The following is a 25,359-nucleotide window of genomic DNA, read 5'->3' on the forward strand; positions in this document are numbered from 1 at the left end:
GTCGACGGGCATCGGTCGACGGGCATCGGTCGACGGGCATCGGGCCGACGGGGGCTTCCGGCGGGGTCGATCGACGGGCGTGGTTCGACCGGATACGTGGTCAGTCGAAGTAGTGGGGCACGTCGATCGCACCGCCGGCGGCCTCGAACTCCTCGCGCACGGCGGCGGCGAGGTCGGCGTCGTGGAGCATGTCGAGAACGGTCGCGGCGAGGCCGTAGGCGCCGTCGGCCGCGGAGGCACGGGCCAGGTCCCCGGTCGCGGCCGCGGCGAACTCGCGCGTGTGCAGGGCGGTGTCGGCGTCGGCGACGTGGATGACCGGGTGCATGCCGGGCACGCGGAAGCTCACGTTGCCGAAGTCGGTGGAGGCGGCGAGGGTCTCCGAGACCACGCCGCGGGGCAGCGGGTCCCGCCCGCGCCGGCGCTGCGCCTCGACCCAGCGCCCGGTGAGCGCTTCGTTGGTGCGCACCGGGAGCGAGGGCGGGTGCTCGTCCCAGCTGATCTCGACGCCGCATCCGGTCATCAGCGCGGCGCCGCGGGCCGCGTCCTCCACACGGCGCGAGAGATCCCGCAGTGTGGAGGGGGCCAGGGAGCGCACGTAGAGGTCCAGGCGGGCGGTGTCGGGGATGACGCTGGCCCGTTCCCCGCCCTCCTGGATCACCGCGTGGATCCGGTCCGACGGCGGGGTCTGCTGACGCATCAGCCCGATCCCCTGGTACATGAGGCTCGCGGCGTCCAGGGCGTTACGACCCATAAACGGCTGCGCGGAGGCGTGGGCCGTGTGCCCGCGGAAGACGACGGTGAGGGTGCGCCGACCCAGCCATGCCTGGTCGGCGAGGTCGTAGCCGGGGTACGGGTGGGCCATGACGGCCGCGTCGAGGCCGTCGAAGGCCCCCTCGCGGGCCATGTACTCCTTGCCCGTGTGGCCCTCCTCGGCGGGGGTGCCCAGCAGCACGACCCGTCCGGGCACGGCCGCGGGGTCCGTGGCCGCGAGTCGTGCGAGGGCGAGGAAGGCGCCCACGCCCATCGCGGCGATCACGTTGTGGCCGCAGCCGTGGCCCACTCCCGGCAGGGCGTCGTACTCGGCGAGGATCGCGATCGTCGGCGCGTCCTCTCCGCCGTCGCCGCTGATCTCCGCGCGGATCGCGGTGCCCAGGCCGAACACCCCGATCTCGGGATCCAGGGCGTGGTTCTCGAGCAGCGCGGCGATCTGCGCGGCGGAGCGGTGCTCCTCGAACGCGGTCTCGGGGTGCGCGGCGAGGTCCACGAGCAGGTCGACGAGGGCATCGGCGTCGGACGCGACGGCCTCCTCGAGGCGGGCGTGCAGCTCCTCCCCCGCGCCCGCGAAGTCGGATCCGGGATGGGAGGTGGTGCGCATCGCCTGCTCGCGCGCCGCGTCGAGCTCCTCGAGGTAGGCGCCCGAGGCGGGCACGGGGCTCGCCGCGGGGACACCGGCGTCGAACGCGCGGGCCGCGTCCGGCGCCCCGCTGCGGCCGTGGGACTGCAGGTCGGCATCGGTCATGGTCAGACCCTAATGGACCGCCCCTCCCCGCCGCGCAGCCCCGGACCCGCGCCGCCTCGTCGGCCCCGACCGACCAGTGGTCCCCAGGTGCCCGGAAGACCCGATATCCCTTAAGGTGCACGCTCAACGTGCACCGCGGATCCGATCCGCCGCGTCCGGGCTCGCCGCCCGCCGCGCGTCCGGGGCCCATCTGCCCGGGGCGCCCGTCGTCCTCTACTCCTCCATGCGGAAGGCATCCCATGTCCTCCTCCCCAGCCACCGCCGCCGGCGGCGACGCGCCGCAGCGCGAGCGCGCGAACCGCGGCGCCTTCAGCGGCCGCTCCGCGTTCATCTTCGCGGCCATCGGCAGCGCCGTCGGCCTCGGCAACATCTGGCGCTTCCCGGCCGCCGCCTACGAGGGCGGCGGAGGAGCGTTCATGATCCCCTACCTGGTCGCGCTGCTGACGGCCGGCATCCCGCTGCTGTTCGTCGACTACGCGATCGGCCACCGCTGGCGCGGCTCGGCGCCGCTGGCGTGGCGGCGCCTGAAGCGCTGGACCGAGTTCATCGGCTGGTGGCAGGTGCTGATCTGCGTGATCATCGGCGCCTACTACGCGCTGATCATCGCCTGGTCCCTGAACTACATGGTCTTCTCCGTGGGCCAGAAATGGGGCGATGATGCGCAGGGCTACTTCTTCGGCCAGTTCACCCATTCGCTCATGGGGTCCGACGCGGGCATCTCCTTCGATTACGTGGGCCCGGTGCTGGTGACGATCCTGCTGGTGTGGGTCGCCGTGATCATCACCCTCGCCCTCGGCGTGGAGAGCGGGATCGCGAAGACCTCGATGATCTTCATCCCGCTGCTCGTGGTCATGTTCGTGATCCTCGTGGCGCGCGCACTGTTCCTGCCGGGAGCGATGACGGGCCTGAACGCGCTGTTCCAGCCCAACTGGGAGGCGCTGGCGGATCCGTCCGTGTGGATCGCCGCCTACGGGCAGATCTTCTTCTCGCTGTCGGTGGCGTTCGGCATCATGCTCACCTACTCCTCGTACCTCAAGAAGAAGACCGACCTCACCGGTTCGGGCCTGGTGGTGGGCTTCGCGAACTCGAGCTTCGAGATCCTCGCCGGCATCGGGGTGTTCTCCGCACTGGGCTTCATGGCGCAGGCGCAGGGAGTCCACGTGCAGGACGTCGTCACCGACGGCATCGGGCTCGCGTTCATCGCCTTCCCGACGATCATCTCCCAGGCCCCCGGCGGCGCCCTGATCGGCGTGCTGTTCTTCGGGTCCCTGGTGCTCGCGGGCTTCACCTCGCTGGTCTCGATCATCGAGGTGATCGTCTCCGCGGTGCAGGACAAGTTCGGGCTCTCGCGCGTGCCCGGCACGCTCGTGGTGCTGCTGCCGATGGCGATCGGCTCCACGCTGCTGTTCCCGACGACGATGGGGCTCGCGCTGCTGGACACGCTCGACAACTTCGTGAACTCCTACGGGATCGTCGGGGCGGCACTGGTCTCGACGATCGCGCTCGGATACATCGTGCGCGGCCTGCCCACCCTGCGCGACCACCTGAACTTCAAGGGCACGTTCCGCCTCGGCATCGGCTGGGAGACCTGCGTGAAGGTGATCGCGCCCCTCGTGCTGGGCGTGACGATGATCCTCTCGGCGGTCGAGCTGCTCACGGCCGACAAGCCGTACTCGGAGTACCCGGGCTGGTTCGTCAACGTCTTCGGCTGGGGCATGGCGATCGCACTCGTGGTCATCGCGATCGTGCTCTCGCTGCTGCCCTGGCCCGCGAACTCCAACAAGGACCGCCCCGATTCCGATGGCGATCCGATCGCACCGCCCGTGGCCGCCGACAGCGTGCTCGCCGCGCCCGGCACCCGCGTCGTGATCGATGACGGCGCCCTGCCCGACACCCCGCAGGAGCTGCGCCCGCCGCAGGTCTCCGCAGCCGGGTCCGCCCGCGGCACCGGCGGAGCGGACGGGGCCCAGGAGCTCGCCACGAGTGCGATCGCGACCGTCCGCAGCGGGCCCTCGGGCCCGGGCGGCTCCGGCGGACCGACGGAGTACGACGGGCCGACGAAGCCCGGCGGGCAGACGGGGTCCGGCAACACCCACCGCGCCGCGCAGGAAGGAGGGAACTGATGTCGGCATCGGCCATCGTCATGCTCTGCGTCGCGATCGTCACCGTCTGGGGCGGCCTCGCCGCCGCGATCGTGAACATCGTGCGTCACCCGGAAGAGCCGGAGGACTGACTCCGGCGCCGGCGGCGCCCGCGGCACGGTCCCGTCGGTCCGGCCGGGTGTGACATGCACCCGGCCCGGCCGGGGCCGGCTCGCACCACCCGGGGTCCTCCGGTAGTGTGTCTCCTGCTCTACGAGCAATGGAGGATTCGCATAGCGGCCTAGTGCGCACGCCTGGAACGCGTGTTGGGTGAAAGCCCTCGGGGGTTCAAATCCCCCATCCTCCGCCGAAGGGAACGCCCCTGATCCGCGGCATCGCGGATCAGGGGCGTTCTGCATCCGCTGGTGGCAGGATGAGCCCCATGGTGCAGGAATCCACGCCCCGCCGGCGGATCGCCGGGGCGGTCTCGCGCGAGGGCGAGGAGGCCTTCGTCGGCCGATGTCTGTCGATCCTCGGGGACGGAGAGATCGACGTGGAGCTGATCGGGGTGCTCGGCGGGAACTCCGCGGGCCCCGTCCTCGCCGGAAGGTCCGACGGCCCCCGTGGCTACTGGGTGCGCACATGGGCCCTGCGCGCCCTCCTCTACGCCTGGTCCGCTCCCGCCGAGCCGGCCGTGGTCGCGGCCACCGCCGACCCGCACTGGCGGGTGCGGGAGATGGCCGCGAAGGTCCTCGCCGCCCGGGCGTCCTCGCGCTGCGGCGCCGAGGCGGCGCTGGAGCGGCTCCGGCAGGACGGGCATCCTCGCGTGCGCGCCGCGGCGCGACGAGCGCTGGACCGGCCCGGCTGATCGGTTCGAAGCGACGCTCCCTCCTCCCGGGAGACGGAGCATTCCACGCCGCGGATGAGATGAGAGCGCAGTCGACGCAAGAACATGGAGGTGCTGGAGGTTGGCAGACGGAGCGGGGGCCTTCTCGATCGTCACCCCGGAGAGGGAGCTCGAGTTCATGGGAACGGGCGCCACCGCGACCTTCCTGCTGGACAACGGTTTCGCGAACGCCGACCGTGAGCCGCATTGGCATCTGCGGTGGTGCCTGGATCGGATGGAGGTCGGAGAGTCCATGGACGTCGGCTCCGCGCGGGTCGTCCGGGAGGCCCTCCACGACTGAGCGGCACCGCCGTCGATGTCGTCCGTGTCGTGCAGCCCGCCCGGCGGCGAGACCGCGCGGCGAGCGCGCCTGCCGCGTCGGATGCCGCTCGCAGCCCGCACGAGCCGACGGGACGTTCCGGCGGGAACGTCAGTCCCTCCCGCTCCGTCAGATCGATGGGTGACGGTGCGCGTCAGCGCTCCGGCAGGTCGTAGGTGCGCCGGATGCTCGAGCCGAGCTCGCGGATGTCCGCGCCGTAGACATGGATCGAGATCGCGGTGCCCTCCCCCGCGTTCCAGACCCGATGGAGATCCCCGGGCGGTGCGAAGCCGTCGGCGCTGCCGTTCGGGTTGGTCACCTCCGCGGTGCGCACGAGGCGCAGGCCGCCCTCCGGGTCCGGCACCTGCCCGTCGGCGAGGTGCACCTCGCCCCCGACGGTGTCCTCGACCCGGTACCGGATCTCGGCCTCCTCGCCCTCGTAGACCCCGACCACGCACCAGGAGATGTGGTCGTGCACGGGCGTCTGCTGTCCGGGGAGCCATACCAGTGCGACGATCGAGAAGCTGCCGTCGGGCTCGACGTGGACGATGTTCTGCCGGTAGCGCTCGGGGTCCGCGACGCGGGCCTGCGCCGGCAGCAGGTCCGGCACGACGAGGTGCCGCTCCAGGGTCCGGGTCACCCGCCGTGACGTCTCGGCGGCGTCGCCGCCGGCTGCGACCGCTCCGCGGATCTCGTCGATGAGACGCCGGAGCGAAGGCGGGGATTCCTGCGGCGCATGGTCGTGCTGCGCGTCTTCCGGCCGGACCGCCGAGGTCTCCTGCGCACTCATCGGCCCCGTCCCTTCTCCGAGTGCACCCCTGCGGCCAGGAGGCGCACGCTCATCAGCGGTCGTCGACCAGGCTACCGAGCGGTCCGCGTCGACGGCGCACCCGGCGAACCTCCGATGTCGAGAGGGTGACGAGCGCGTGGACGGCGCCGGCAGCGCCTCCCGTGCGCTCGGGAGCGCTCACTCCGCGGCCGCGACTCCCCCGGCCGCGTCTACCCTGGGGCCATGGCGGAACCATCCGGACACTCCCCGACCGAGACGGCCACCTCCGCGGGAGCCTCTGCGGCCACGGCCCCCGACGCCCTCCCCGAGAAGTACACCCGCGCCCTCTATACCGCGCACGTGGAGAACGTCGGCGGCACGGCGGGCGAGGTCCGCGTCGAGAACGGGCCCACGCTGCCCACGGGCGGTCCGTCGGCCGACGCCACGGGCTCGAATCCCGAGCAGTTCCTCGCGATGGCATGGAGCACGTGCCTGGGCGAGACGCTCAAGGCGGTGCTGCGCGAGCAGGGGATCGACGCCGCGACTCACGTGCACGTCGAGGTCGGCCTGCACTTCGACCCCTCGGGCGGCTACCGCTTCGCGCCGCGCGCCCTGGTGAGCATCGAGGACGTGGAGGAGGACGAGGCCCGCCGCCTCGCGGAGGCCGCGCACGCGCGCTGCCCCGTCTCCCGACTCCTCGGCCGTGCCGATTCGGGTGCACTCGAGGTCGTGCCGCCGCCCCGGAGCTGATCATCCCGGCGGCGGCCGACGAGGCGGCGAGCGTCCCGATCCGCCCCGGGAGCGGCATGGGAGCACGAGTGCACGGAGATCGCGTCCGCCGCCGCCCGGCCGCTCGCATAGGGAACCGACAGCTCGCGTTCAGCGCCTGCAGGGCTGGGACCGGTTATGTATATCCCAGGTGCTGACGGAGCGGCGAGCCACTGAGGAGAGGCTCCCGCCTGACCCGCAGCACCGGGGAAAGGGATGGCCCCGGCCCGTGGGGACGGGCCGGGGCGCTTTCTGTTCCGGGGGTTCTGCGACCGGGCCGGCCCCGCCAGCCGGACACCCGTTCACCCGAGCGCCGCAGGGCGGTGCCAGGCGATCCCGCGCACGTGCTGATCGAGGAACCCGAGGAACGTCTCGTACCAGACCTGCGCATTGCCGCGACCGGTGATCCAGTGGCCCTCGTCGGGGAAGTAGAGGAAGCGGTGGCGGGTGCGGCCCTGCTCGTCGCGCGGCGTGGCGGAGAACTCGTGCAGGTCGTACCAGAGCGCGTGGCCCTGCGCGATGGGCACGCGGCAGTCCTTGTCACCGTGGATCACGAGCATCGGCACCTGGATCTCGGCGACCGAGTCCTTGGGGTTGAAGCGGCGGTTCTGCTCGCGCATGGGCCGCTCCCAGCCGGCGTTGTCGGTGGTGCGGCCCATCGATGCCGTGTCCCACAGCGAGGCATGGGTGACCACGCAGCGGAAGCGGTCGCCGGTGTGCCCGGCCACCCAGTTCGCCATGTACCCGCCGTAGGAGCCGCCCGCGAAGGCGGTGCGCTCGGCGTCGATGTCTGCGCGGGCGACCGTCGCGTCCGCGAGCGCCATGATGTCGGTGAACGGGGCGCCGCCGAGCTCGTGCTGACCGCGGTCGATCATCTCCTGCCCGTAGCCCGTGGAGATCGCCGGGTCCGGCAGCAGCACGGCGTAGCCCGCGTCCACGAAGGGACCGGGGTTCCAGCGAGAGGTCCAGGCGTTCCAGGATCCCCAGGGGCCGCCGTGCGCGAAGACGACCAGCGGGTGCGGGCCCTCCCCCTCGGGCAGACGCAGCCAGGCCCGCAGCGCCGTGCCGTCCTGGGCGGTGGCCGAGACCTCGGTGAGGGTGCCGGGCTGCTCGACGGCGTCGGCGGGGTTCGGCAGGTCCACGATCTCGCCGCTCGCCAGGTCGATGCGCACGGGGTGCGGGGCGACGGCGATCCCGGAGGCTGAGGCGACGGCCGCACCGCCCGCGACGGCCAGCTGCGCGAAGGAGAGCTCCTGGTCCGGTCCGCCGGCGAGTCGGCGCGGGGCGGCCTCGCCGAGGCCGCCGATCCACACGGACCCGCGGCCCTCGTCATCGCCCGCGCCCACGAGGGTGTCCCCGTCGACCCAGGTGGGATGGGGGTCCCGATCCAGCTCGGGCCAGACCTCACGGCTCTCCCCGGTGGCGAGGTCGAGCACCTCGGTGCGCGAGCGGGCGGAGGCGGTCTGCGTCCAGGTGCGCTCGCGCGAGATCAGCACGCGCGTCCCGTCGGGGCTGAACTCGCCGGGCCAGAACTCGACCTCGTTCGTGGCGTCGCGCAGCAGCTGCGGTGGCTGCGTCCCCGTCAGGTCGAGCAGGTAGAGGCGGCCGACGCCCAAGCGGTCATCGAGCGAGTCGGTCATCGCCGCGAGCGCGCGGCGGCCCTGCCGATCCGCGCTCCACGCGCTCAGCCGCCCGGGCGGCATCTCCAGGTGCCGGAAGTGGAGGACCTGGCGGCGCGGGGCGTCGTCGTCATCGCCAGACGGGACCTGATCAGCCGGGGCGGTCGCCGTGGCGGAGAAGAGATCCTCGGGAAGGGCCGCGACGGCGAGCGCGCTGCGGGCGGGGCCCAGGTCGTGGTCCCAGTGGCGGGTCGGGAAGCCGTCGTGGAGGGCGGCGCTGACCTCTGACTTCTTGCGCTCGCGGGAGAGGCGGGCATGCTCTGCCTCGTCGGACGCCTGGGAGTGGACGTCGATCTCGGCGACGAGCACGCCGTTGGCGAGATGCAGTCCCCCGAAGCCGCCGGGACGGGAGGCGACCTCCCGGGCCTCGCCCCGCGAGGGCAGGGCCCAGAGCTGGGCGTCGTCGGCCTCCTCGCCGTCCTCCCCCACGCGCTGGGCGGTGAACAGGGTGGCGCCGTCCTCGGCGAGTGCCACGGACCCCACGGACGCGCTGCCGCGAGTCAGGGGAAGGGACGAGGCCCCGAGTATCTCCACGAGTGAGCTGCGGAAGGAGGTGCCCTTCGCGTCCGGGGCCGAGACCTTCGCGACGATCCTCCCGCCCGGCGTCGTCTCCAGTCCCGCGAGGCGGCGGGCGTCCAGCAGTGCAGTGATGCTCCGATGCGTCATGGCCAGCAATCCTGCCAGAGCGGGTGCGCGCGCGGGCCGCCGCGTACTGCCGACCGTCGCCGGTGCACCCCTTCGATGTCGCCCAGTGAGACCTCAACGGCCATATGGGGTCGAGACCTCATGGAGAGACATCGAAGCGCACGCGCACCCCACCGCCTCCATGCCACGCCCCCAGGGCCCCGAACCCGCAGGTCAGCGCCTCCACTGTGTCCCACCATGCGTCGTGCTTGCCGTCGCCCCCAAACTAGTTTAATGTTGAACCATCTTCAGACGCACAGCCAGGAGGCCGTCATGCAGTTCGGAATCTTCACCATCGCCGACATCACGCCGGACCCCACCACGGGGCGCGTGCCCACCGAGCACGAGCGGCTCGAGCTGATGGTCGAGGAGGCGAAGCTCGCCGAGCAGGTGGGCATGGACGTCTTCGCGATCGGCGAGCACCACAACCCGCCCTTCGTCACCTCGTCCCCCACCACGACCCTCGCGTACATCGGGGCGCAGACGCAGGACCTCATCCTCTCGACCGCGACCACGCTGATCACCACGAACGACCCGGTGAAGATCGCCGAGGACTACGCGATGCTCCAGCACCTCACGAACGGCCGCGTCGACCTCGTGATGGGCCGCGGCAACACGGGCCCCGTCTACCCCTGGTTCGGCAAGGACATCCGCAAGGGCCTCGAGCTCGCGATCGAGAACTACGACCTGCTGCACCGCCTGTGGAGCGAGGACGTCGTGGACTGGCAGGGCGAGTTCCGCACGCCCCTGCAGCAGTTCACCTCGACCCCGCGCCCGCTGGACGGCGTCGCGCCCTTCGTGTGGCACGGCTCGATCCGCTCTCCGCAGATCGCCGAGCAGGCCGCCTACTATGGCGACGGATTCCTGCACAACAACATCTTCTGGCCCATGAGCCACACCAAGCAGATGGTGCAGTTGTACCGCGAGCGCTACGAGCACTACGGCCACGGCAAGGCCTCGCAGGCGATCGTGGGACTCGGCGGCCAGGCGTTCATGCGCAAGAACTCCCAGGACGCGATCGCGGAGTTCCGCCCCTACTTCGACAACGCCCCCGTCTACGGCGGCGGCCCCTCGATGGAGGACTTCACGGCGCAGACGCCGCTGACCGTCGGCTCGCCCGAGCAGGTCGTCGAGCGCTACCTGGGCATGGCCGACGCCGTCGGCGACTACCAGCGCCAGCTGTTCCTCATGGACCACGCCGGCCTGCCCCGCCAGACCGTCCTCGAGCAGATCGAGCTGCTGGGCACCGAGGTCGTCCCCGTCCTGCGCCGCGAGCTCGAGGCGCGCCGCCCGGCCGACGTCCCCGAGGGTCCGACGCACGCGGCGATGGTCGCGGCGCGAGACGCCGAGAAGGGCGCCTTCGATGCGTCGTACCGTTTCGAGACCGGCGACAACTGGACCGGCCTGCGCGCCGAGGACCGCGCCTGACGCGCTCCGACCCGGATCTCGCCGTCCCGCCCTTCGTCATCACGCCACCTCGTCGAAGGAGGCCATCGTGCCCCGCAGCTTCCGCATCCTGACCCTCACCGCGGGCCTGTCGACCCCGAGCTCGACCCGCATGCTGGCCGACCAGCTCACCGCTGCGTCCCGCATGTCCCTGGAGACCGCTGGGGCCGAGGTCGAGACCAGCACGATCGAGCTGCGCGAGCACGCCCATGACCTCACCGATGCCCTGCTCTCCCACTTCCCCGGCGAGCGCCTGCGCCCCGTGGTCCAGGCGATCAAGGAGGCCGACGCGGTGATCGCGGTGACCCCGATCTTCAACGTCGGCCCGTCGAGCCTGTTCAAGCTGCTCATCGACGCGCTCGACAAGGACCTGTGGCGCGGCAGGCCCGTGCTGCTCGGCGCGACTGCCGGGACGGCCCGCCACTCCCTGGCACTGGACTTCGCGATCCGGCCGATGTTCTCGTACCTGCGCGCGGAGATGGTGCCGACGGCCGTGTTCGCGGCCTCAGCAGACTTCGGCGGCGCCTCGGCCGCCGAGTCCTCGCAGGATCCGCTCGCCGAGAGGGCGCACCGAGCGGGCGGGGAGCTCGCGGCGATGCTCGGCGCGGGCGTCGGGAAGACGGAGGCCGGCGGGGCCGACGGGTCCGGAGAGTCCGACGGGTCGACCGTCGCGGCTTCCGATGCGGCGTCCGGCGCTCCGGCACTCGACGCGGAGTTCTCCGACTTCGTGCCGATGGGACGGCTCCTCGGGCACTGACCGCGCCGGGTTCCGGGCATTCCGCCCGCGCGGCGGAGGTCGGCGCGACGCATCCTCCGCGAGGCCTCCTCACGCCCGGTAGCGTGAGCATGTCCCGCCGCAGCCAGGAGGAATCATGCACGCCGACCGTCTCACCGACTCCCTCTGCTACCACGGGGAGGGGCCGATCTGGTCGGCGAGCTGGGGCGGGGGCGGCGCTCTGCGCTTCGTGGACATGCTCGCCGGATCCTTCCTCGAGCTCGATCCCGCGAGCGGCGCCATCACCCGCACCGAGGTGCCGGGGCCGGTCGTCGCGTGCGTGCGCCCGCGTCGCGGCGGCGGCGCCGTGCTCGCCCTCGAGAAGGGCTTCGGCCTGCAGGATCCCGACGGCACCGTGACCGCGCTGCCCGCCCTGTGGGAGGAGCCGGTGCGGATGAACGAGGGCACGATCGCGCCCGACGGCACCTTCTGGTGCGGCTCGATGGCCTACGACCGCACCGAGGGCGGGGCGGCGATGTGGCGGCTCGGCACCGACGGCACGGCCGTCCGCGCCTGGGGCGACGTCACGATCTCCAACGGCCTCGCCCTCTCCCCCGACCATGCCCGCGCCTACTACGTGGACACCCCCACGGGCCGCGTCGACGTCCTGGACTGGGACGAGACCGCCGGGTTCGTCGGCCGCCGCACCTTCCGCGACCTGGCAGACGAGGACGGCCATCCCGACGGCCTCACGGTCGACGCCGACGGCCGCGTCTGGGTCGCGATGAACGGCGCGGCCCGCGTGCTCTGCCTCGAGGCCGACGGCGCCGTGGCCGAGCGCATCGAGGTCGGTGCCCGCCAGGTCACCGCCTGCACCTTCGGCGGCGAAGACCTCGCGACGCTCTTCATCACCACGAGCAGGGAGAACCTGCCCGACGGCAAGGACCCCGCGGCCGGTTCCCTGTTCGCCCTCGAGCCCGGCGCCCGCGGCATCGCCGAGGAGCCGGTGTTCGGTGGGTGAGGGCGTGATGCCGTCGTCGGCCGAGGATGAGCGCGGGACGACTGCTCCGTCGGAGCCGGCCATGACCGAGGCCGAAGTCGCCGCCGCGCTCACCCGCGGCCCGCGCGGGCTGCGGATGCTGCTCGAGTTCGCTCTGCGCAGCGAGCGCGCGACGCAGCCCCACCCGCGAAAGGTCGGCCGGCTCGACAAGCTCGCGCACGACGCGGCCGTGCGGCGCGAGGACAGCGTCCCCCGTGCCTACGTCCGCAGGCTGCCGTTCCTGCGTTCCACGCTGGCGCCTCTCCCGCCCGACCCCTCCCTGGAGGAGATCGCCGCGCTCATCGATGACCTCCCCCTGCTCGATCCTCGCGAGGACGTGCTGCGCGCATGCGTCGCCGACGCGGTGACGACCGCGCGCTACTGGCAGGGCATGGCCGGTGAGGACGTGCTCGCCTCGACGCCCCCGGTGAGCCAGGCCCTGGAGAGGGTCGCGGAGCGCCTCTCGCGCTCTCCGCTCGTGCGCTCCTGGTTCTCGGACATCGCCGCGGAGGATCAGCAGCGGATCACGTGGGATGAGGAGGAGCCCTCCACGATGCGTGACGGTCTCGGCTACGAGGCCAACGCGCTGCGCGACCTGCTGGAGCAGCGCGAGGAGTGGCGCGCCGACGCCCGCTCCGGCGGCACCAGCACCTGGTGGACCACTCCGCACTTCCGCATCGAGGGCACCGCAGGGGTGTTCGCCGACGGCGTTCCGGTGCACCTCTGGCTCGTCGAGGACGACTTCGGATACGACGACGCCCATGCGCAGCGCCTCGAGAGCACGCGCGGGCGACGGATCGTGGAGATCCGGTCGGAGCAGGACTGGACCGACCTCTGTCGCGAGCATCCCGTCGACCCCATGCAGGATCCGGGCGGCAACTGGCATGCGTGCACGGGTGCCGACGGCCCGTGGGTGATGCCGGACTGGGCATCGCTCGCGCGCACGGCGGACGGCGTCCGCCTGAGCCTCGGCGCCTATCTCGACCTCGCCGGGCGACCGCTCGCGGTGAGCAGCATCGAGGCGCCGCCCGCACGTCGGAGCAGGCATGATGCTCCCCGCACCGCGCTGTCCATCGTCGCCGGCTGGCACCCGGACACGACGTACTGGCTGCGCGAGGCCCCGCGTCCCGCGGATCGACCCGAGGCCTGGCATCGGATCGATGTCGACGAGGCGCCCGGCGAGCTCTCGTGGACGCGTGATCGAGGGGCACGGGGATGACCGGCCACCTCGATCCGACGCGCACGGCGGCCCCCGTCGCGAGCAGTTCCTCGGGCCGCGCGGGCCCCGCGGCCGACGTCGGCCGCTGGTTCTCGACGGGCGCGCGGCCCGCGAGCGCCGGTGCGCCCGACAGCCCGCCTGCTCCCACGCCGAGCGCACCCCGCACCCACGTCCGCGACCACCCCTGGGGCCCCGAGGACTCGTCGCTCTACGGCCTGCTGAGCACGCCCGAGGAGGTGCTCGGCGCCCTCGCCGTGCTGCGCGATCGCCCGGTCGCGGTGCTGACCGGCGCGGGGCTCTCCACGGAGTCCGGGCTGCCCGACTACCGCGGGCCCCGCGCGGTGCCGCGCACCCCGATGACGTACCAGGAGTTCGTCCGCTCGGACCTCTCGCGGCGGCGGTACTGGGCGCGCTCGACCGTCGGCTGGACGCAGTTCGGGACGGCTCGGCCGAACCACGGGCATCGGCTCCTCGCCGAGCTCACGGACGCGCTGGAGATCACCGGAGTGATCACCCAGAACGTCGACCGGCTGCACGAGCAGGCGGGCTCGGATCCGGTGGTCGACCTGCACGGGCGCCTCGACGTGGTGCGCTGCCTGGACTGCGATCGCACCATCTCCCGCGATTCCCTGCACTCCCGGCTGCTCGGCATGAACCCCGACGTGGCCGCGCGCCTGGACGACCTCGCCCGGGACGCCGCGCAGGCCCCGGACGGCGACGCCGAGGTGGACCGCACCAGCCGCTTCCGGTATCCGCCTTGCGCGCTGTGCGGAGGGATGCTGAAGCCCGACGTCGTCTTCTTCGGCGAGAGCGCCCGCCGCGAGCACGTCGCCGATGCCTTCGATCTGCTCGAGCGCTCCCGCGCGCTGCTCGTCCTGGGCTCGAGCCTGACGGTGATGTCGGGCCTGCGCTTCGCCCGTCGGGCCCTCGTCGACGGCAAGCCCGTGGTGATCGTCAACGACGGCCCCACCCGGGCCGACGACAGCGCCACGGCCCGGATCCATGGCCGTGTCGCCGACGTGCTCGGCGCCTGGGCGCTGGAGCTCGGCGTACGAGACCACCCCGGGCGCCACCGGGGTGGATGAGACCATGACGCCCATGCACGATCTCTCGTCCGCGCCGGTGGAGTGGATCTCGCGGACCGTGAGCGCCGGCGGCGTCCGCGTCGCCGCCCGCAACCCCTACTGGGACACGTGGGGCGTGACCCTGCGCGACCCCGACGGATACCTCCTCGTGCTCTGCCGCCGCGACTGGGACACCCCGGAACGGACCGGCGAGCGATGATCCGTCCCGGACTCTGCTCCATCACCTTCCGCGACCTCACGCCGGAGCAGGTCGTCGATCGTGCCGCGCGCGCCGGCCTCGCCTGCATCGAATGGGGCGGGGACGTGCACGTTCCGCCCGGGGACACGGCATCCGCCGAGCGCGTCCGAGCTCTCACCGGGCATGCGGGGCTCGCAGTCGCCTCCTACGGCTCCTACCTGCGGTTCGAGGAGGACGACGCCGCCCACCAGGCGAACGCGGAGGCCGTGATCGCCTCCGCCCGGGCTCTGCGCGCCCCGCGGATCCGCGTGTGGGCGGGCGGCACGGGGTCCCGGGAGACTCCCCCGCCGCGGCGGGCCCTGATCACCGAGCGCATCCGCGACGTCGCGTCACGAGCCGCCGAGCACGGAATCGATATCGGCCTCGAGTTCCACGGCAGGACGCTCACCGACGAGATCGGATCCACCCTTCGCCTGCTGGACGAGATCGGCGCTGACTCCGTGCACACCTACTGGCAGCCGCACCAGGACATGCCGGACGCCGAGGCGCTGCAGACGCTGCGCAGGGCGCTGCCCCGCACATCGACCATCCACGTGTTCTCGTGGTGGCCCGGCTCCACGCGTCTGCCGCTCGCGGAGCGCGCGGACCTGTGGCGCGCAGTGTTCTCGGTCCTTCAGGACGAGGGCTCGGACCGCGACGCGCTGCTCGAGTTCGTCCCGGACGACGATCCCGCGGTGCTCGACCGCGAGGCGGCGACGCTCCGCGAGCTGATCGAGGAAGGACGGGCGGGAATCCCATGAAAGCTCTGCTCGCGATGCCCGACGGCCTGCAGCGTCACATGTTCGACCGCGATCAGCTCGCTCGCCTCGCCGCGCTCGCGGAGGTCGAGGTCGACCGCGCCGCACCTGACCTCTCGAGCCTCGAGGACTCCGAGCTCGCTGCAGTCGAGGTGCTGCTGACAGGCTGGGGATCACCCGTCGTGGATGCGGCGGCCGTTGCGCGAATGCCCCGCCTGCGCGCGATCGTGCACACGGCCGGCACCATCCGCTTCGTCGTCTCCGACGCCGTGTGGGAGCGCGGTGACATCCTCGTCACCTCCGCGACCGAGGCGAACGCCGTGCCCGTCGCCGAGTTCGCCCTCGCGCAGATCCTGCTCGCCGGCAAGCGCACGCTGGCGCAGGCGGCGCAGCACCGCGCGGTGCGCGATGCGGGTCGGGAGAGGCCGGTGAGCGAGCGCCTGGGGAACTTCGGGGGCGTCGTCGGACTCATCGGCGCCTCGCGCATCGGGCGCCTGGTCGCGGAGCACCTGCGGCACTTCGATCTCGAGGTGCTCATCAGCGACCCCTTCGCGAGTGCCGAGGAGATCGCGGCGCTGGGCGGCCGGAAGGTCGAGCTCGAGGAGCTGTTCGCGCGCAGCGACGTGGTGAGCCTGCACGCGCCCGACGTCCCCTCCACCCAGGGGATGGTCACGGCGCGACTGTTCGCTGCGATGCCCGACGGCGCCACCTTCATCAACACCGCGCGCCCCGCCCTCGTGGACCGTGACGCACTGCGCGCCGAACTGCTCGGCGGACGCATCAGCGCCGTGCTCGACGTCGAGGACGACCTGCCGGCCGACGACCCGCTCTGGGAGGTGCCGACGGTGCTGATTACCCCGCACATCGCGGGATCGCAGGGGAACGAGCTACACCGCATGGGCGAGGCCGCCCTCGAGGAGGTGCGCCGCCTGGCCGCGGGCGAGCCGCCGCGGTTCCCCGTGGACCCGCAGCGGCTCGACGTGAGCGCCTGAGCGCGGTCAGCCCCTGTTCACGCGGTCGAGCATCTCTTGGAGCTGCTCGCGGCTGAACCCGCCGAGGCCGGTGAAGCGGCCGACGGGGATCTGCTCGGCCATCTTCAGCATCTCGGGGTCGGCGAACAGCCCGCTGCCGCCGAGCAGCTCCTCGAGCGCCTCCTCGCCGCCGGGGATCGCGCGGATCTCGAGCGGGGTCGAGGTCATCGTCATCTCGGGCCGGGGCTCGTCGCCCGCGATCTCGACGTCGGCCGCGAGGCGCAGATCGCGGCTCGAGGCGCCGACCTCGACCCGGTAGGTGCCGCTCTCGACGGCCCAGCCGCCGGCCGCCGGGCTCCAGAACTGCAGGTCCTCGGCGGGGACCTGGATCCGCACGCGCTCGCAGGCGCCGGGCTCGAGCTCGACCTCGGCGAAGCCCTTGAGCTCGCGCGGGGCGCGGGTCACGCGCGAGTCCGGCACGGAGACGTAGGCCTGGACGACCTCGCGGCCGGCGCGATCCCCGATGTTCTCGACGGTGACCTCGAGGTCGATGCCGCCCCCTGCCGCGGCGGTCGCCGTCAGGTCGCTGTGCGCGAACGTCGTGAAGCTCAGGCCGTGGCCGAAGGGGTAGGCGACCGGCACGTCCACGGCGTCGACGCCGCGGTAGCCGACGAACAGACCCTCGCCGTAGCGCACGCGCGAGTCCTCGCCGGGGAAGTGGAGATAGGAGGGGCTGTCCTCGAGGCGCAGCGGGATGGTCTCGGCGAGGCGGCCCGAGGGGTTCGCGCGGCCGAAGAGGACGTCGGCCGTGGCCTCTCCCCCGCCCTGGCCCAGCAGCCAGCCCTCGAGCAGGGCGTTCACACTGCGCAGGGACTCGGGCAGGCGCACCACGGAGCCGCCCGAGAGGACGACGACCACGCGCTCGGCGACCGCACGCACCTCCTCGAGCAGCTGCAGCTGGGCCGCGGGCAGCTCGATGTCGGTGCGGTCGAAGCCCTCGGACTCGACGTCCTCGCCGAGCCCCAGGAACAGCACGGCGGTGCGGGCTCCGCGCGCGAGCTCGACGGCCTCCGCGCGCAGGGCCTCGTCCGAGGAGTCCCCGTCGGCCCCGCCGGGCACGAAGCCGCGCGCGAAGGGCACCTGCTCGCCGGCGATCGCGCGGATCGCGCCGAGGGCGTCGGTGAGGCGGGTCGGGTTCACGTGCGAGGAGCCGGCGCCCTGGTAGCGCGGGGTCTGCGCGAAGTCGCCGAGGACCACGAGACCCTCCGCGCCGGACGCCGCACCCGCAGCGCCGCCCTCGACCGTCCCCACCTCGGCGAGCGGGAGGGTGCCGTCGTTCTCCAGCAGCACGAGGGCGCGGTGCGCGGCCTCGACGGCGATGCGGTGGTGGGCGTCCACGTCGTAGGTCGCCTCCGGATCGGCGGCGGCGAGCCCGCGGCGCAGGAGGGCGACGGCCTTCCCGGCGGCGCGGTCCAGGGCCTCCTGGTCCACGTCCCCGTGCTCGACCGCGTCGCGCAGGTCCTGCTCGCCGAAGGGATCGGCGGGCATCTGCAGGTCGAGCCCGGCCTGCACGGAGGCGGGGCGGTCCTCGACGGCGCCCCAGTCGGAGACCACGAGCCCCTCGAAGCCCCACTGCTCGCGCAGGATCTCGGTGAGCAGTCGGCGGTTCCGCGCGACCGGCGTGCCGCCCACGCTGTTGTAGGAGCACATGACGGTCCACGGCTGGGCGCGCGTGACCACGGTGCGGAAGGCGCGCAGGTAGATCTCGTGCATGGTGCGCTCGTCGACGTCGACGTCCACGCGCATGCGGTCGGTCTCCTGGTTGTTCAGGGCGAAGTGCTTGATCGAGGTGCCGACGCCGCGCTCCTGCATGCCGTCCACGAAGGCGGTCGCGAGCTCGCCCGCCAGGTGCGGGTCCTCGGAGAAGTACTCGAAGTTGCGTCCGCACAGCGGCGAGCGCTTGATGTTCATGCCCGGGCCCAGCACCACCGAGACGCCTCCGGCGAGGGCCTCCTCGGCGATCGCTCCGGCGACGGCGACGGCGCTCGAGCGACTCCAGGTCGAGGCGAGGCCGACGGCGGGCGGGAAGCAGGTGGCCTCGACCGAGTCGTTCAGCCCCAGGTTGTCGGCCGCGCCGGACTGCTGGCGCAGGCCGTGCGGGCCGTCGCTGACCTGGATCTGCCCGAGCCCCAGGGACGGGGCGCCGTGCAGATGCCAGAAGTCCGCGCCGCCGGTGAGCGCGATCTTCTCCTCCTGGGTGAGCGCGGCGACGTCGGCCGACGGGTCGACAGGTCGGTCGGGGGCGGTGTTCTCGGACATGGCGGTCCTTCCTGCGTCGGGACCTGCGGGCCGACGGCGCACCGCGCGCGGCCCCTGCGGATCGTGGTGATCGCACAGTACGTCAGAGCGGCCCCGCCGGATCCTGGGCACTCGTAGCATGGCCGGGCTCGTCCCCGACTCCCCCGGAGGCTCCGTCCATGGCTGATCTGAAGAAGACACTCGGCCTGCCCTCGCTGATCGCCCTCGGCGTCGCCGGGGTCGTCGGCTCCAGCTGGATCTACACGTCCTCCTCGTTCTTCGCCGACCTCGGCGCGGGCGGCATGATCATCGGCCTGCTGATCGGCGCGGCCCTCGCCGCCTGCGTGGCCCTCGCCTACGGCGAGATGACCAGCGCCGTGCCCCGCGCGGGCGGCGAGGTCGTGTGGGGGTACACGTCGCTCGGACGCTCGGCTGGCTTCGCGACCGGCTGGTTCCACATCGGCGCCTTTATCTCCTCCCTCGCCTTCTACGTCACCGCGTTCGGGACGCTGCTGGCGAAGTACGTCCCGGCGATGGACACGATCCCCCTGTACTCGGTGGGTGGCGCGCCCGTGACGCTGCCGGTGCTCGCCGCCGGTCTCGGCCTGACCCTGGTGGTCTTCGGGCTCAACTGGTTCGGGGTCTCGCTCGGCGCGCAGATCCAGGTGGTGCTGTTCGGGGCGATGCTGCTGATCGGCGCGGCGCTCGTGATCGGCGCCCTGGTGGTCGGGTCCCCCGCGAACCTGTGGCCGATGTGGACCTCGGAGCAGCCTCCGGTCGCCTCGACCCTGCGGATGGTGGTCCCCGGCATCACCTACGTGGTCGGCTTCTCCCTGGTCGCCGTGCTCGCCGAGGAGTCGAGCCTGTCCCCGCGGCGCGTGGGCCGGGCGGTGGTCGCCACGGTCGGCTGCGCCGCCGCGTTCTACACCGCGGTGCTGCTCGCGACGGCGTACGTGGGCCCGTGGGAGGACGTCGCCGGCATGGACCTCGGCACGATCGACGCCTTCACCGCGGCCGGGCTGCCGCTGCTGGGGCTCGGCGCGTTCCTCATCGCCGTGCTGGGCCTGATCACGAGCTTCCTGGGGCTGTTCGTCGCCTCCAGCCGCGTGGTGCTCGCGCTCGCCCGCTCGCGACTGCTCCCCCACGGCCTCGCGAAGGTCGACGAGCGCTCGGGCGTGCCCCGGCGGGCGCTGCTGTTCATCCTCGTGGTCACCGTGCTGCTCGGCCTGCTGGGCCCGGGCGCGATCATCTGGTTCCTCGATGCCGGCGGCGTGTTCCTGGGCATCGTGTGGTTCCTCGTGGTGCTCGCGAAGTACCGGCTTCCGCGCGTCTACCCGGGACTCGATCGCACCTACCGGGCCCGGCCCGGGTTCCTCCCGGCCGTCGGCGCGCTCGGGGCGATCCTGGTCATCGTCTTCACGCTGGTGCCCGTGCCGGGCGTGGAGATGTCGCTGCAGTGGCCGCAGGAGTACCTGATCCTCATCGCGTGGGTGGTTCTCGGCGCGATCCTGTTCGTCCTCACTCCGCGGCCGACTGACCCCGAGCGCGCGTTCGACGAGATGGTCGGCCCTCTCGCAGGGACCCTGCGGGAGGCGAAGCGGGAGCCGCAGCGGGCCGTGGTTCGGGGCTGAGCGGAGCGGCCGCGGCGGCCCCGCCCCGGCGCCGGATCATCCCGGGTTCACAGCTCGCGCATGATCTGGGCCATCCGGTCCATGGACTCGCCCGTCTCGCGCAGACCCACACGATTCAGATGCCCATGGCACACGCCGCGGCGCACCACGTGCTCGACGTCGACGTCGGCCTGCGCGAGCTGGTCGGCGTAGGCACGCGAGCTGACCCGCAGGTCGTCGAACTCGTCGGACTCGATGTACGTGCGCGGCAGGGCCGCGAGGCGCTCGGCGGAGGCGAACGCGGGGAACACCTCCGCACCGGCGTCCTCGGGGTCGCCGCCCACGTAGGCGGCGCGCATGATCCGCATCGTCTCCGGCGGGAAGCGGAGCACGGGCGGGGTGACGCCGAGCGCCGCCTCCTCCTCCGCCGTGGGCTCCGGGAGCGAGGCGTGGGCGACGGGGTACATGAGCAGGGACGCGGCGAGCGGTATGCCCTCCTCGGAGAGGCGCAGGGTCGCGGCGGCTGCGAGGTTGCCGCCCGCGCTCGCCCCGCCCAGGGCGATCCTCAGCGGGTCGGCGCCCAGCTCGTCGGCGCTCTCGCGGGCCCAGTGCACCACTGCGCACACGTCGTCGCCGGGGATCGGGGCGTGCACCCCTCCGCGTGATCCACCCACGCTGCGGGCGGGGTTCCCGCCCAGCTCCGGGGGCTCATCGCACAGGCGGTAGTCGACGGATACGACGATCGCGTCGGCCCGGCCGGCGACGCCGCGCGCGACCTGATCGGCCTCGGGCATCTCGAGGTCGCCGTGCATGAAGGAGCCGCCGTGGCACCACACCAGCAGCGGGCGCGGCGCGAACGCCGGCCCCCGCGGGGTGTACACGCGCACGGGCACCGGGCCGTGCGGGCCCGGGATCTCGCGGTCGACGGCCTCGACCGGCCACTCCTCGGCATCGCCGTAGGGCGCGTCCCATGCCGCGCGGACCTCCTCGTCCACCTCCTCCCAGCTGGCCGCTGCACCGAGGGCCCTCATCCGCCGGGCCATCTCACCCCCTGGAGGCTCCGGGGTGGGCTGCTCGGGTGCGGTCGCGGTCTGCGAGGGCGCCGGTGACGACGCTAGGTCGGCGGGCATCAGTGCTCCGATCGGTCGGGAAAGCGCTCGCGCGGGCCGCCTTTCGGGCACCGCCGCGAGCCGTGAGGGCGCTTCGATGATCCCACATCGCGGCCGACCTCGCGGTGGCGGCGGGCGCGCGCGGCGGCCGCGCGCTCACGCCAGGGCGGCTGCCAGCAGGTCGACCGACTCCTGCCCCACGAGGCGGTGACCTGCGGTGGAGACGACGAGTGCGGGGTGTTCGGAGGGGGCGGGGCAGGTCTTCTCGAGGTGCGTGCCGTCCGTTGCGTCCGTGCTGTCCGAGAGGCTCGCGCCCCACAGCCCCTCCAATCGAGCGAAGGACTCGCGGGCGGCCTCGATCGGGAAGAGCGGATCCGCCTCCCCTGCCTCGAGCACGAGAGTGCGCGGGGCGACGAGGGCGGCGATGTCCGCCATCTCGAACGCTGGAAGCAGGCCGGGAACGATGTTGCACGGGCAGTGGGGACGCGCGGCGATGCTCGCGGCGAACGACGAGAAGTAGTTCGCGACCAGGGCTGCGGGAATCGCGGTGTCGGCTGCCGCGAGGAGCAGCGCGACGGTGCCTCCGCCGGAGCCGCCCGCGACCCCGACCCGCTCTGGAGCAATACCCGGCAGATCGCGCAGGGCCGCCGCAGCGGCGGAGGCGTCGGCGACGCGGGCACCGAGCAGCGGGATGCCGTGCAGGAGATGCCGGGCCGCATCGACCGCGCAGCTGCTCTCGGCGGGCCCGTAGGGTTCGGCGCCCGGCGCGGGCGGCGTGCGACGCTCCCCGAAGGAGATCATCTCCGGCACGAGCACCGTGATGCCGCGGTCGTCGAGGCGCTGGAGGATCGCCCCGTGGTACGCATCGCCCGGACCGACGACGGCCCGCATCCCCGCGCCGTGCCCGGGCACGAGCACCACCGCGGCACCGGTCGCGCGATGGGGCGCCGGCCGCAGCAGGAGCGCGGGGAACGGATCGCGGTCCGCGGGGGCGACCTGCACGTCCTCGGGCCCGGGCGGGGCCGGCGAGCCCGGAGGGGCGGGGTCGAAGCGGTCCGCACCGGAGACGAGCGCCGCAGTCGGCGCCGGCGCGGCAGCGGGAACCAGCGCCCCGGGGCGATCGCACCCGAGCAGGGAGCGGAGCTCGGCGCGCTCGGCCTCGCGCGGGTCGGTCGGCGTGCCCTGCGGCGTCTGCGTCGTCACGGCCCCATTCTCCCGCTGCCACCTGTCACCGCCCGTCACCGCCCGCGCGCAGGTGCACTCCTGAGTCCGCAGGGCACGGACCGACCACCCCGCTTGACGAATGAATCGTTTCAGATCTACGGTGTGCATCGCCGGCCCACCATGGCCCCGCCCGCAGCCCGGAGATCGCGCCGCGGACCGCACCCCACGACCGGCCCCGCAGCACGACGAAGGAGTCAGCGCTCATGCCCATCGGCCGACCCAAGCCACTGACCGGCTGGAAGGCGACCGCGGCCGTCTCGATGTCCAACTACATCGACTCCGGCTCGATCATCGCGATCGCCACGTCCCTGGGGTTCTGGGGCGCCGCCTACTTCCCGGACGACAGCGGCCGCATCGCCGGCCTGCTCGCCGCGTTCAGCTCGAACGCCTTCGGCGCCGCCGTCGGCGCGCTCATCGGCGGCCCGCTCTGCGACAAGTACGGCCGCAAGTTCATCTACACCTACGACCTGCTGCTGTACGCGGTCGGCGGCCTGATCGCGACGTTCGCGATGAACCTGCCGATGCTCTTCGTCGGCTTCATCGTCATCGGTCTCGCGGTGGGCGCATCGGTGCCCGCCGGCTGGACGTACATCGCGGAGTCCGCGCCGACGCACCAGCGCGGGCGCCACATCGGCGCCACCCAGCTCGCGTGGTCCGTCGGCCCGTTCATCGGCTTCGGTCTCGCCGCCCTGCTCTCGCCCCTGGGTCTGGTGGGCAGCCGGATCATCTTCGCGCACCTCGTGGTGATCGCCCTGGTCACCTGGTACATCCGCCAGGGACTCTACGAATCCGAGGCATGGCAGAAGTCCAAGGGCGGACAGCAGGCCAAGGCCCCGTCGATCTGGACCTCCCTGCGCGGCCTGTTCAGCCGCAAGGCCAACATCACGGCCCTGCTGTTCCTGGTCGCCATCTACACCTTCTGGAACCAGGCGGCGAGCCAGAACGGGATCTTCCTGCCCACGATCCTGTCGTCGATGGGCTTCGGGACGCTCGCCTCGGATCTCTTCTCGATGCTCACCTGGGCCTTCGTCATCATCGGCACGATCGTGTTCATGGTGTTCGTCGACAAGGTGTCCTACCGCTGGTTCATCCTCGTCGGCGGAGCGATGGCCGTGGTCTCGTGGGTCGTCCTCGTCTTCGGGCCCTCCACCGCGGCGGCCACCGCCTTCGGCTACGCGATCCTGTGGGGGCTCTCCTCCGGGCCGTCTGCGCAGGCGTTCTACTCGGTGTGGTCGCCGGAGCTGTTCGCGACTCCGTATCGCGCGGGGGCCCAGGGACTGGTCTTCTTCACCGTCCGCGTCGCCTCGGGGATCATCTCGCTGGTCTTCCCCGTGATCCTGATGGGCGCGAACGGCCTGCTCATCGACGGCCTGATCCTCATCGCCTTCCTGCTCGCCTCCACCCTGATCGGCACGATCTTCGCGCCGCGCACGCAGGGCAAGGAGCTGCGGGAGATCGAGATCGAGCGCTACGGCGAGGTCGTCTCGGCCGGGCTGCTCGATGCCGAGGCGGGACGTCCCCGGACCGACGACGAGGGGCGCTGACCATGCACCACGACGGCCCCCGTCCGATCCCAGGAGCCCGATCATGACCGTCGACGCCGCGCGTGCGCGCGCTACCCGTCCGTGGCACGTCGCGATCGTCTGCGGCATGGCCTCCTACATCGACGCCGCCGCGATCGTGAGCTCCGGGATCGCCCTGGTGATCTACCAGCAGGCGATCGGCCTGACGAACGGCCAGGTGGGGATCCTCTCCGGTCTGCTCACCTTCTGCATCGCGATCGGCGCGATCACGGGCGGGCGACTGGGCGACCGGCTCGGCCGACGGCACGTCTTCATCGCGACGATGGCGATGGTGGTCCTCGGCGCCGTGCTCCTCGTCCTCGCGGGCACCTTCACCAGTCTGCTGCTGGGCACGGTGCTCGTGGGACTCGGCACCGGCGCCGACCTGCCCGTCTCGCTCGCCACGATCTCCGAAGCCGCGACCGACGCGAACCGCGGGAAGCTGCTCGGCTTCTCCCAGGTGCTGTGGACCGCGGGCATCCTGGGCACGACGGCCACTTCCGCGGTGGTGGGAGGAATGGGCCACCTGGGCGGGCAGATCATGTTCGCCATGATCGGGGTGATCGCACTCGTGGTCCTCGCGCTGCGCCTGACGATCCCGGAGTCTCGCTCGTGGCAGGACGCCCACGCCGAGCGACTCGCCGGGGCGGGCACCGTCCGCGCCCAGCGCACCGGGCTGCGGGACCTGCTGACCGAGCGCCTCTACCTCGTGCCCTTCGCCGCGATCCTGGTGTTCTATTCGCTCACGAACATCGGCGCGAACACGGGCGGCCAGTTCGGCACCTGGATCGCGGTGAACGTCGTCGGCGTCTCGGTGCAGCTGAACTCCCTGATCAGTCTGGTGCTGTTCCCCGCCGGCTTCCTCTGGGCGTTCCTGTTCATGCGGATCGTGGACACACCGCACCGCATGACCTGGTTCCTCGTCGGCGCCGTGGCGCTGGTGGTCTCCTACCTGCTGCCCGCCGTGCTGGGCTTCTCGCTGCCGGTCTGGATCATCATGCAGATCGTCAACGGCTTCGGCGGCGGCTTCGCCTTCGAGGCCATCATGAAGGTCTGGTCCCAGGAGTCCTTCCCGACCCTCATGCGCTCGAGCGCGCAGGGCACCACGATCGCCGTGGCCCGCGTGATCGCGGCCGTCACCGGCATCCTCACCCCGTCCCTGCTGTACGCGAACCCCCGCGCCTTCTACGCGGGGATCGCGGCGGTGGTGCTGATCGGCGTGGTCATCGGATACGTCGTCTTCCGCGGGCGCCGCGCGAACCTCTTCGACGTCGAGGCGAAGGACCTCGGCGAGGCGCAGGAGGAGCTCAGGGAGCAGGGACTCCGCTCCGACGCTCCCGCCGCCCGGGACAGGCCGCCGTCCGCGACTCCGGCCTGATGCACCGCCCGCCGCAGCCCCAC

22 protein-coding genes and 1 tRNA gene are annotated in these 25,359 nt (G+C 72.6%); 17 read left to right on the forward strand and 6 right to left on the reverse strand.

The features are described from left to right. Window positions 1-100: 100 nt before the first annotated feature. On the reverse strand, window positions 101-1,519 hold the full coding sequence (locus FHG10_RS06855; protein ID WP_152352547.1) for a M20 family metallopeptidase: 1,419 nt from the start codon (window positions 1,517-1,519) through the stop codon (window positions 101-103). Window positions 1,520-1,758: 239 nt separating this feature from the next. Between FHG10_RS06855 and FHG10_RS06860 the strand changes: the two genes are divergently transcribed. The 5 genes from FHG10_RS06860 to FHG10_RS06880 all read left to right on the forward strand — a co-directional run bounded on the left by FHG10_RS06860 (window position 1,759) and on the right by FHG10_RS06880 (window position 4,787). Next, on the forward strand, window positions 1,759-3,642 hold the full coding sequence (locus FHG10_RS06860) for a sodium-dependent transporter (RefSeq protein WP_152352548.1): 1,884 nt from the start codon (window positions 1,759-1,761) through the stop codon (window positions 3,640-3,642). Beyond that, complete coding sequence (locus FHG10_RS06865) at window positions 3,642-3,752, forward strand: methionine/alanine import family NSS transporter small subunit (protein WP_152352549.1); 111 nt, start codon at window positions 3,642-3,644, stop codon at window positions 3,750-3,752. Before FHG10_RS06860 ends, FHG10_RS06865 begins: the two co-directional genes overlap by 1 nt. 130 nt (window positions 3,753-3,882) lie before the next feature. Further along, window positions 3,883-3,967: transfer RNA gene (locus tag FHG10_RS06870), tRNA-Ser, on the forward strand. Window positions 3,968-4,042: 75 nt separating this feature from the next. Next, window positions 4,043-4,468, forward strand: coding sequence for a HEAT repeat domain-containing protein (locus FHG10_RS06875; protein WP_152352550.1), 426 nt, complete (start codon window positions 4,043-4,045; stop codon window positions 4,466-4,468). 100 nt (window positions 4,469-4,568) lie between these two features. Next, on the forward strand, window positions 4,569-4,787 hold the full coding sequence (locus tag FHG10_RS06880; protein ID WP_152352551.1) for a hypothetical protein: 219 nt from the start codon (window positions 4,569-4,571) through the stop codon (window positions 4,785-4,787). A gap of 172 nt (window positions 4,788-4,959) precedes the next feature. On the opposite strand, the gene FHG10_RS06885 is transcribed toward FHG10_RS06880, so the two are convergent. Further along, window positions 4,960-5,595, reverse strand: coding sequence for a cysteine dioxygenase family protein (locus tag FHG10_RS06885; RefSeq protein ID WP_152352552.1), 636 nt, complete (start codon window positions 5,593-5,595; stop codon window positions 4,960-4,962). 222 nt (window positions 5,596-5,817) lie between these two features. Here FHG10_RS06885 and FHG10_RS06890 point away from each other — a divergent pair, with 222 nt between their 5' ends. After that, a complete protein-coding gene (locus FHG10_RS06890) occupies window positions 5,818-6,324 on the forward strand; it encodes an OsmC family protein (protein ID WP_152352553.1) in 507 nt (168 codons plus the stop codon). Between the two features lie 320 nt (window positions 6,325-6,644). On the opposite strand, the gene FHG10_RS06895 is transcribed toward FHG10_RS06890, so the two are convergent. After that, the gene (locus FHG10_RS06895) at window positions 6,645-8,687 is read right to left on the reverse strand and encodes a S9 family peptidase (protein ID WP_152352554.1); all 2,043 of its coding nucleotides are present in this window, start codon (window positions 8,685-8,687) and stop codon (window positions 6,645-6,647) included. Between the two features lie 291 nt (window positions 8,688-8,978). On the opposite strand from FHG10_RS06895, the gene FHG10_RS06900 reads away from it, so the two are divergent. From FHG10_RS06900 to FHG10_RS06935, 8 genes are all read left to right on the forward strand, one after another. Next, complete coding sequence (locus tag FHG10_RS06900; RefSeq protein ID WP_152352644.1) at window positions 8,979-10,133, forward strand: LLM class flavin-dependent oxidoreductase; 1,155 nt, start codon at window positions 8,979-8,981, stop codon at window positions 10,131-10,133. Between the two features lie 67 nt (window positions 10,134-10,200). Further along, the gene (locus FHG10_RS06905; protein ID WP_227488085.1) at window positions 10,201-10,908 is read left to right on the forward strand and encodes a CE1759 family FMN reductase; all 708 of its coding nucleotides are present in this window, start codon (window positions 10,201-10,203) and stop codon (window positions 10,906-10,908) included. A 115-nt stretch (window positions 10,909-11,023) separates the two neighbouring features. Further along, complete coding sequence (locus FHG10_RS06910) at window positions 11,024-11,887, forward strand: SMP-30/gluconolactonase/LRE family protein (RefSeq protein ID WP_152352556.1); 864 nt, start codon at window positions 11,024-11,026, stop codon at window positions 11,885-11,887. A gap of 61 nt (window positions 11,888-11,948) precedes the next feature. Beyond that, window positions 11,949-13,124 (forward strand): hypothetical protein, encoded by a 1,176-nt coding sequence (locus FHG10_RS06915; RefSeq protein ID WP_152352557.1) that lies wholly within the window; start codon window positions 11,949-11,951, stop codon window positions 13,122-13,124. Next, window positions 13,121-14,209, forward strand: coding sequence for a Sir2 family NAD-dependent protein deacetylase (locus FHG10_RS06920; RefSeq protein WP_152352558.1), 1,089 nt, complete (start codon window positions 13,121-13,123; stop codon window positions 14,207-14,209). The genes FHG10_RS06915 and FHG10_RS06920 overlap by 4 nt, the downstream gene beginning before the upstream one ends. Before the next feature lie 4 nt (window positions 14,210-14,213). Beyond that, on the forward strand, window positions 14,214-14,408 hold the full coding sequence (locus tag FHG10_RS06925) for a hypothetical protein (RefSeq protein ID WP_227488086.1): 195 nt from the start codon (window positions 14,214-14,216) through the stop codon (window positions 14,406-14,408). After that, complete coding sequence (locus FHG10_RS06930) at window positions 14,405-15,187, forward strand: sugar phosphate isomerase/epimerase family protein (protein ID WP_152352559.1); 783 nt, start codon at window positions 14,405-14,407, stop codon at window positions 15,185-15,187. The genes FHG10_RS06925 and FHG10_RS06930 overlap by 4 nt, the downstream gene beginning before the upstream one ends. Next, entirely contained in the window at window positions 15,184-16,176 is a 993-nt protein-coding gene (locus FHG10_RS06935) for a hydroxyacid dehydrogenase (RefSeq protein ID WP_152352560.1), read from the forward strand. The genes FHG10_RS06930 and FHG10_RS06935 overlap by 4 nt, the downstream gene beginning before the upstream one ends. A 6-nt stretch (window positions 16,177-16,182) precedes the next feature. Here FHG10_RS06935 and FHG10_RS06940 read toward each other — a convergent pair whose 3' ends face one another. Next, on the reverse strand, window positions 16,183-18,474 hold the full coding sequence (locus FHG10_RS06940) for a glycoside hydrolase family 3 C-terminal domain-containing protein (RefSeq protein WP_152352561.1): 2,292 nt from the start codon (window positions 18,472-18,474) through the stop codon (window positions 16,183-16,185). Between the two features lie 158 nt (window positions 18,475-18,632). On the opposite strand from FHG10_RS06940, the gene FHG10_RS06945 reads away from it, so the two are divergent. Beyond that, window positions 18,633-20,084, forward strand: a complete 1,452-nt coding sequence (locus FHG10_RS06945) for an APC family permease (protein ID WP_152352562.1) — start codon at window positions 18,633-18,635, stop codon at window positions 20,082-20,084. 47 nt (window positions 20,085-20,131) lie between these two features. Here FHG10_RS06945 and FHG10_RS06950 read toward each other — a convergent pair whose 3' ends face one another. Continuing rightward, a complete protein-coding gene (locus FHG10_RS06950; protein WP_227488087.1) occupies window positions 20,132-21,094 on the reverse strand; it encodes an alpha/beta hydrolase in 963 nt (320 codons plus the stop codon). 234 nt (window positions 21,095-21,328) lie between these two features. Continuing rightward, a complete protein-coding gene (locus FHG10_RS06955) occupies window positions 21,329-22,375 on the reverse strand; it encodes a hypothetical protein (protein WP_152352564.1) in 1,047 nt (348 codons plus the stop codon). Window positions 22,376-22,599: 224 nt separating this feature from the next. Between FHG10_RS06955 and FHG10_RS06960 the strand changes: the two genes are divergently transcribed. Together FHG10_RS06960 and FHG10_RS06965 are read left to right on the forward strand one after the other, a co-directional pair. Next, complete coding sequence (locus tag FHG10_RS06960) at window positions 22,600-23,940, forward strand: MFS transporter (RefSeq protein ID WP_152352565.1); 1,341 nt, start codon at window positions 22,600-22,602, stop codon at window positions 23,938-23,940. A gap of 43 nt (window positions 23,941-23,983) precedes the next feature. Continuing rightward, window positions 23,984-25,336, forward strand: coding sequence for an MFS transporter (locus tag FHG10_RS06965; protein ID WP_227488088.1), 1,353 nt, complete (start codon window positions 23,984-23,986; stop codon window positions 25,334-25,336). Window positions 25,337-25,359 lie beyond the last annotated feature (23 nt).

Origin of the sequence: Brachybacterium subflavum (genome assembly GCF_009299795.1) — a bacterium.
Classification (GTDB): domain Bacteria; phylum Actinomycetota; class Actinomycetes; order Actinomycetales; family Dermabacteraceae; genus Brachybacterium; species Brachybacterium subflavum.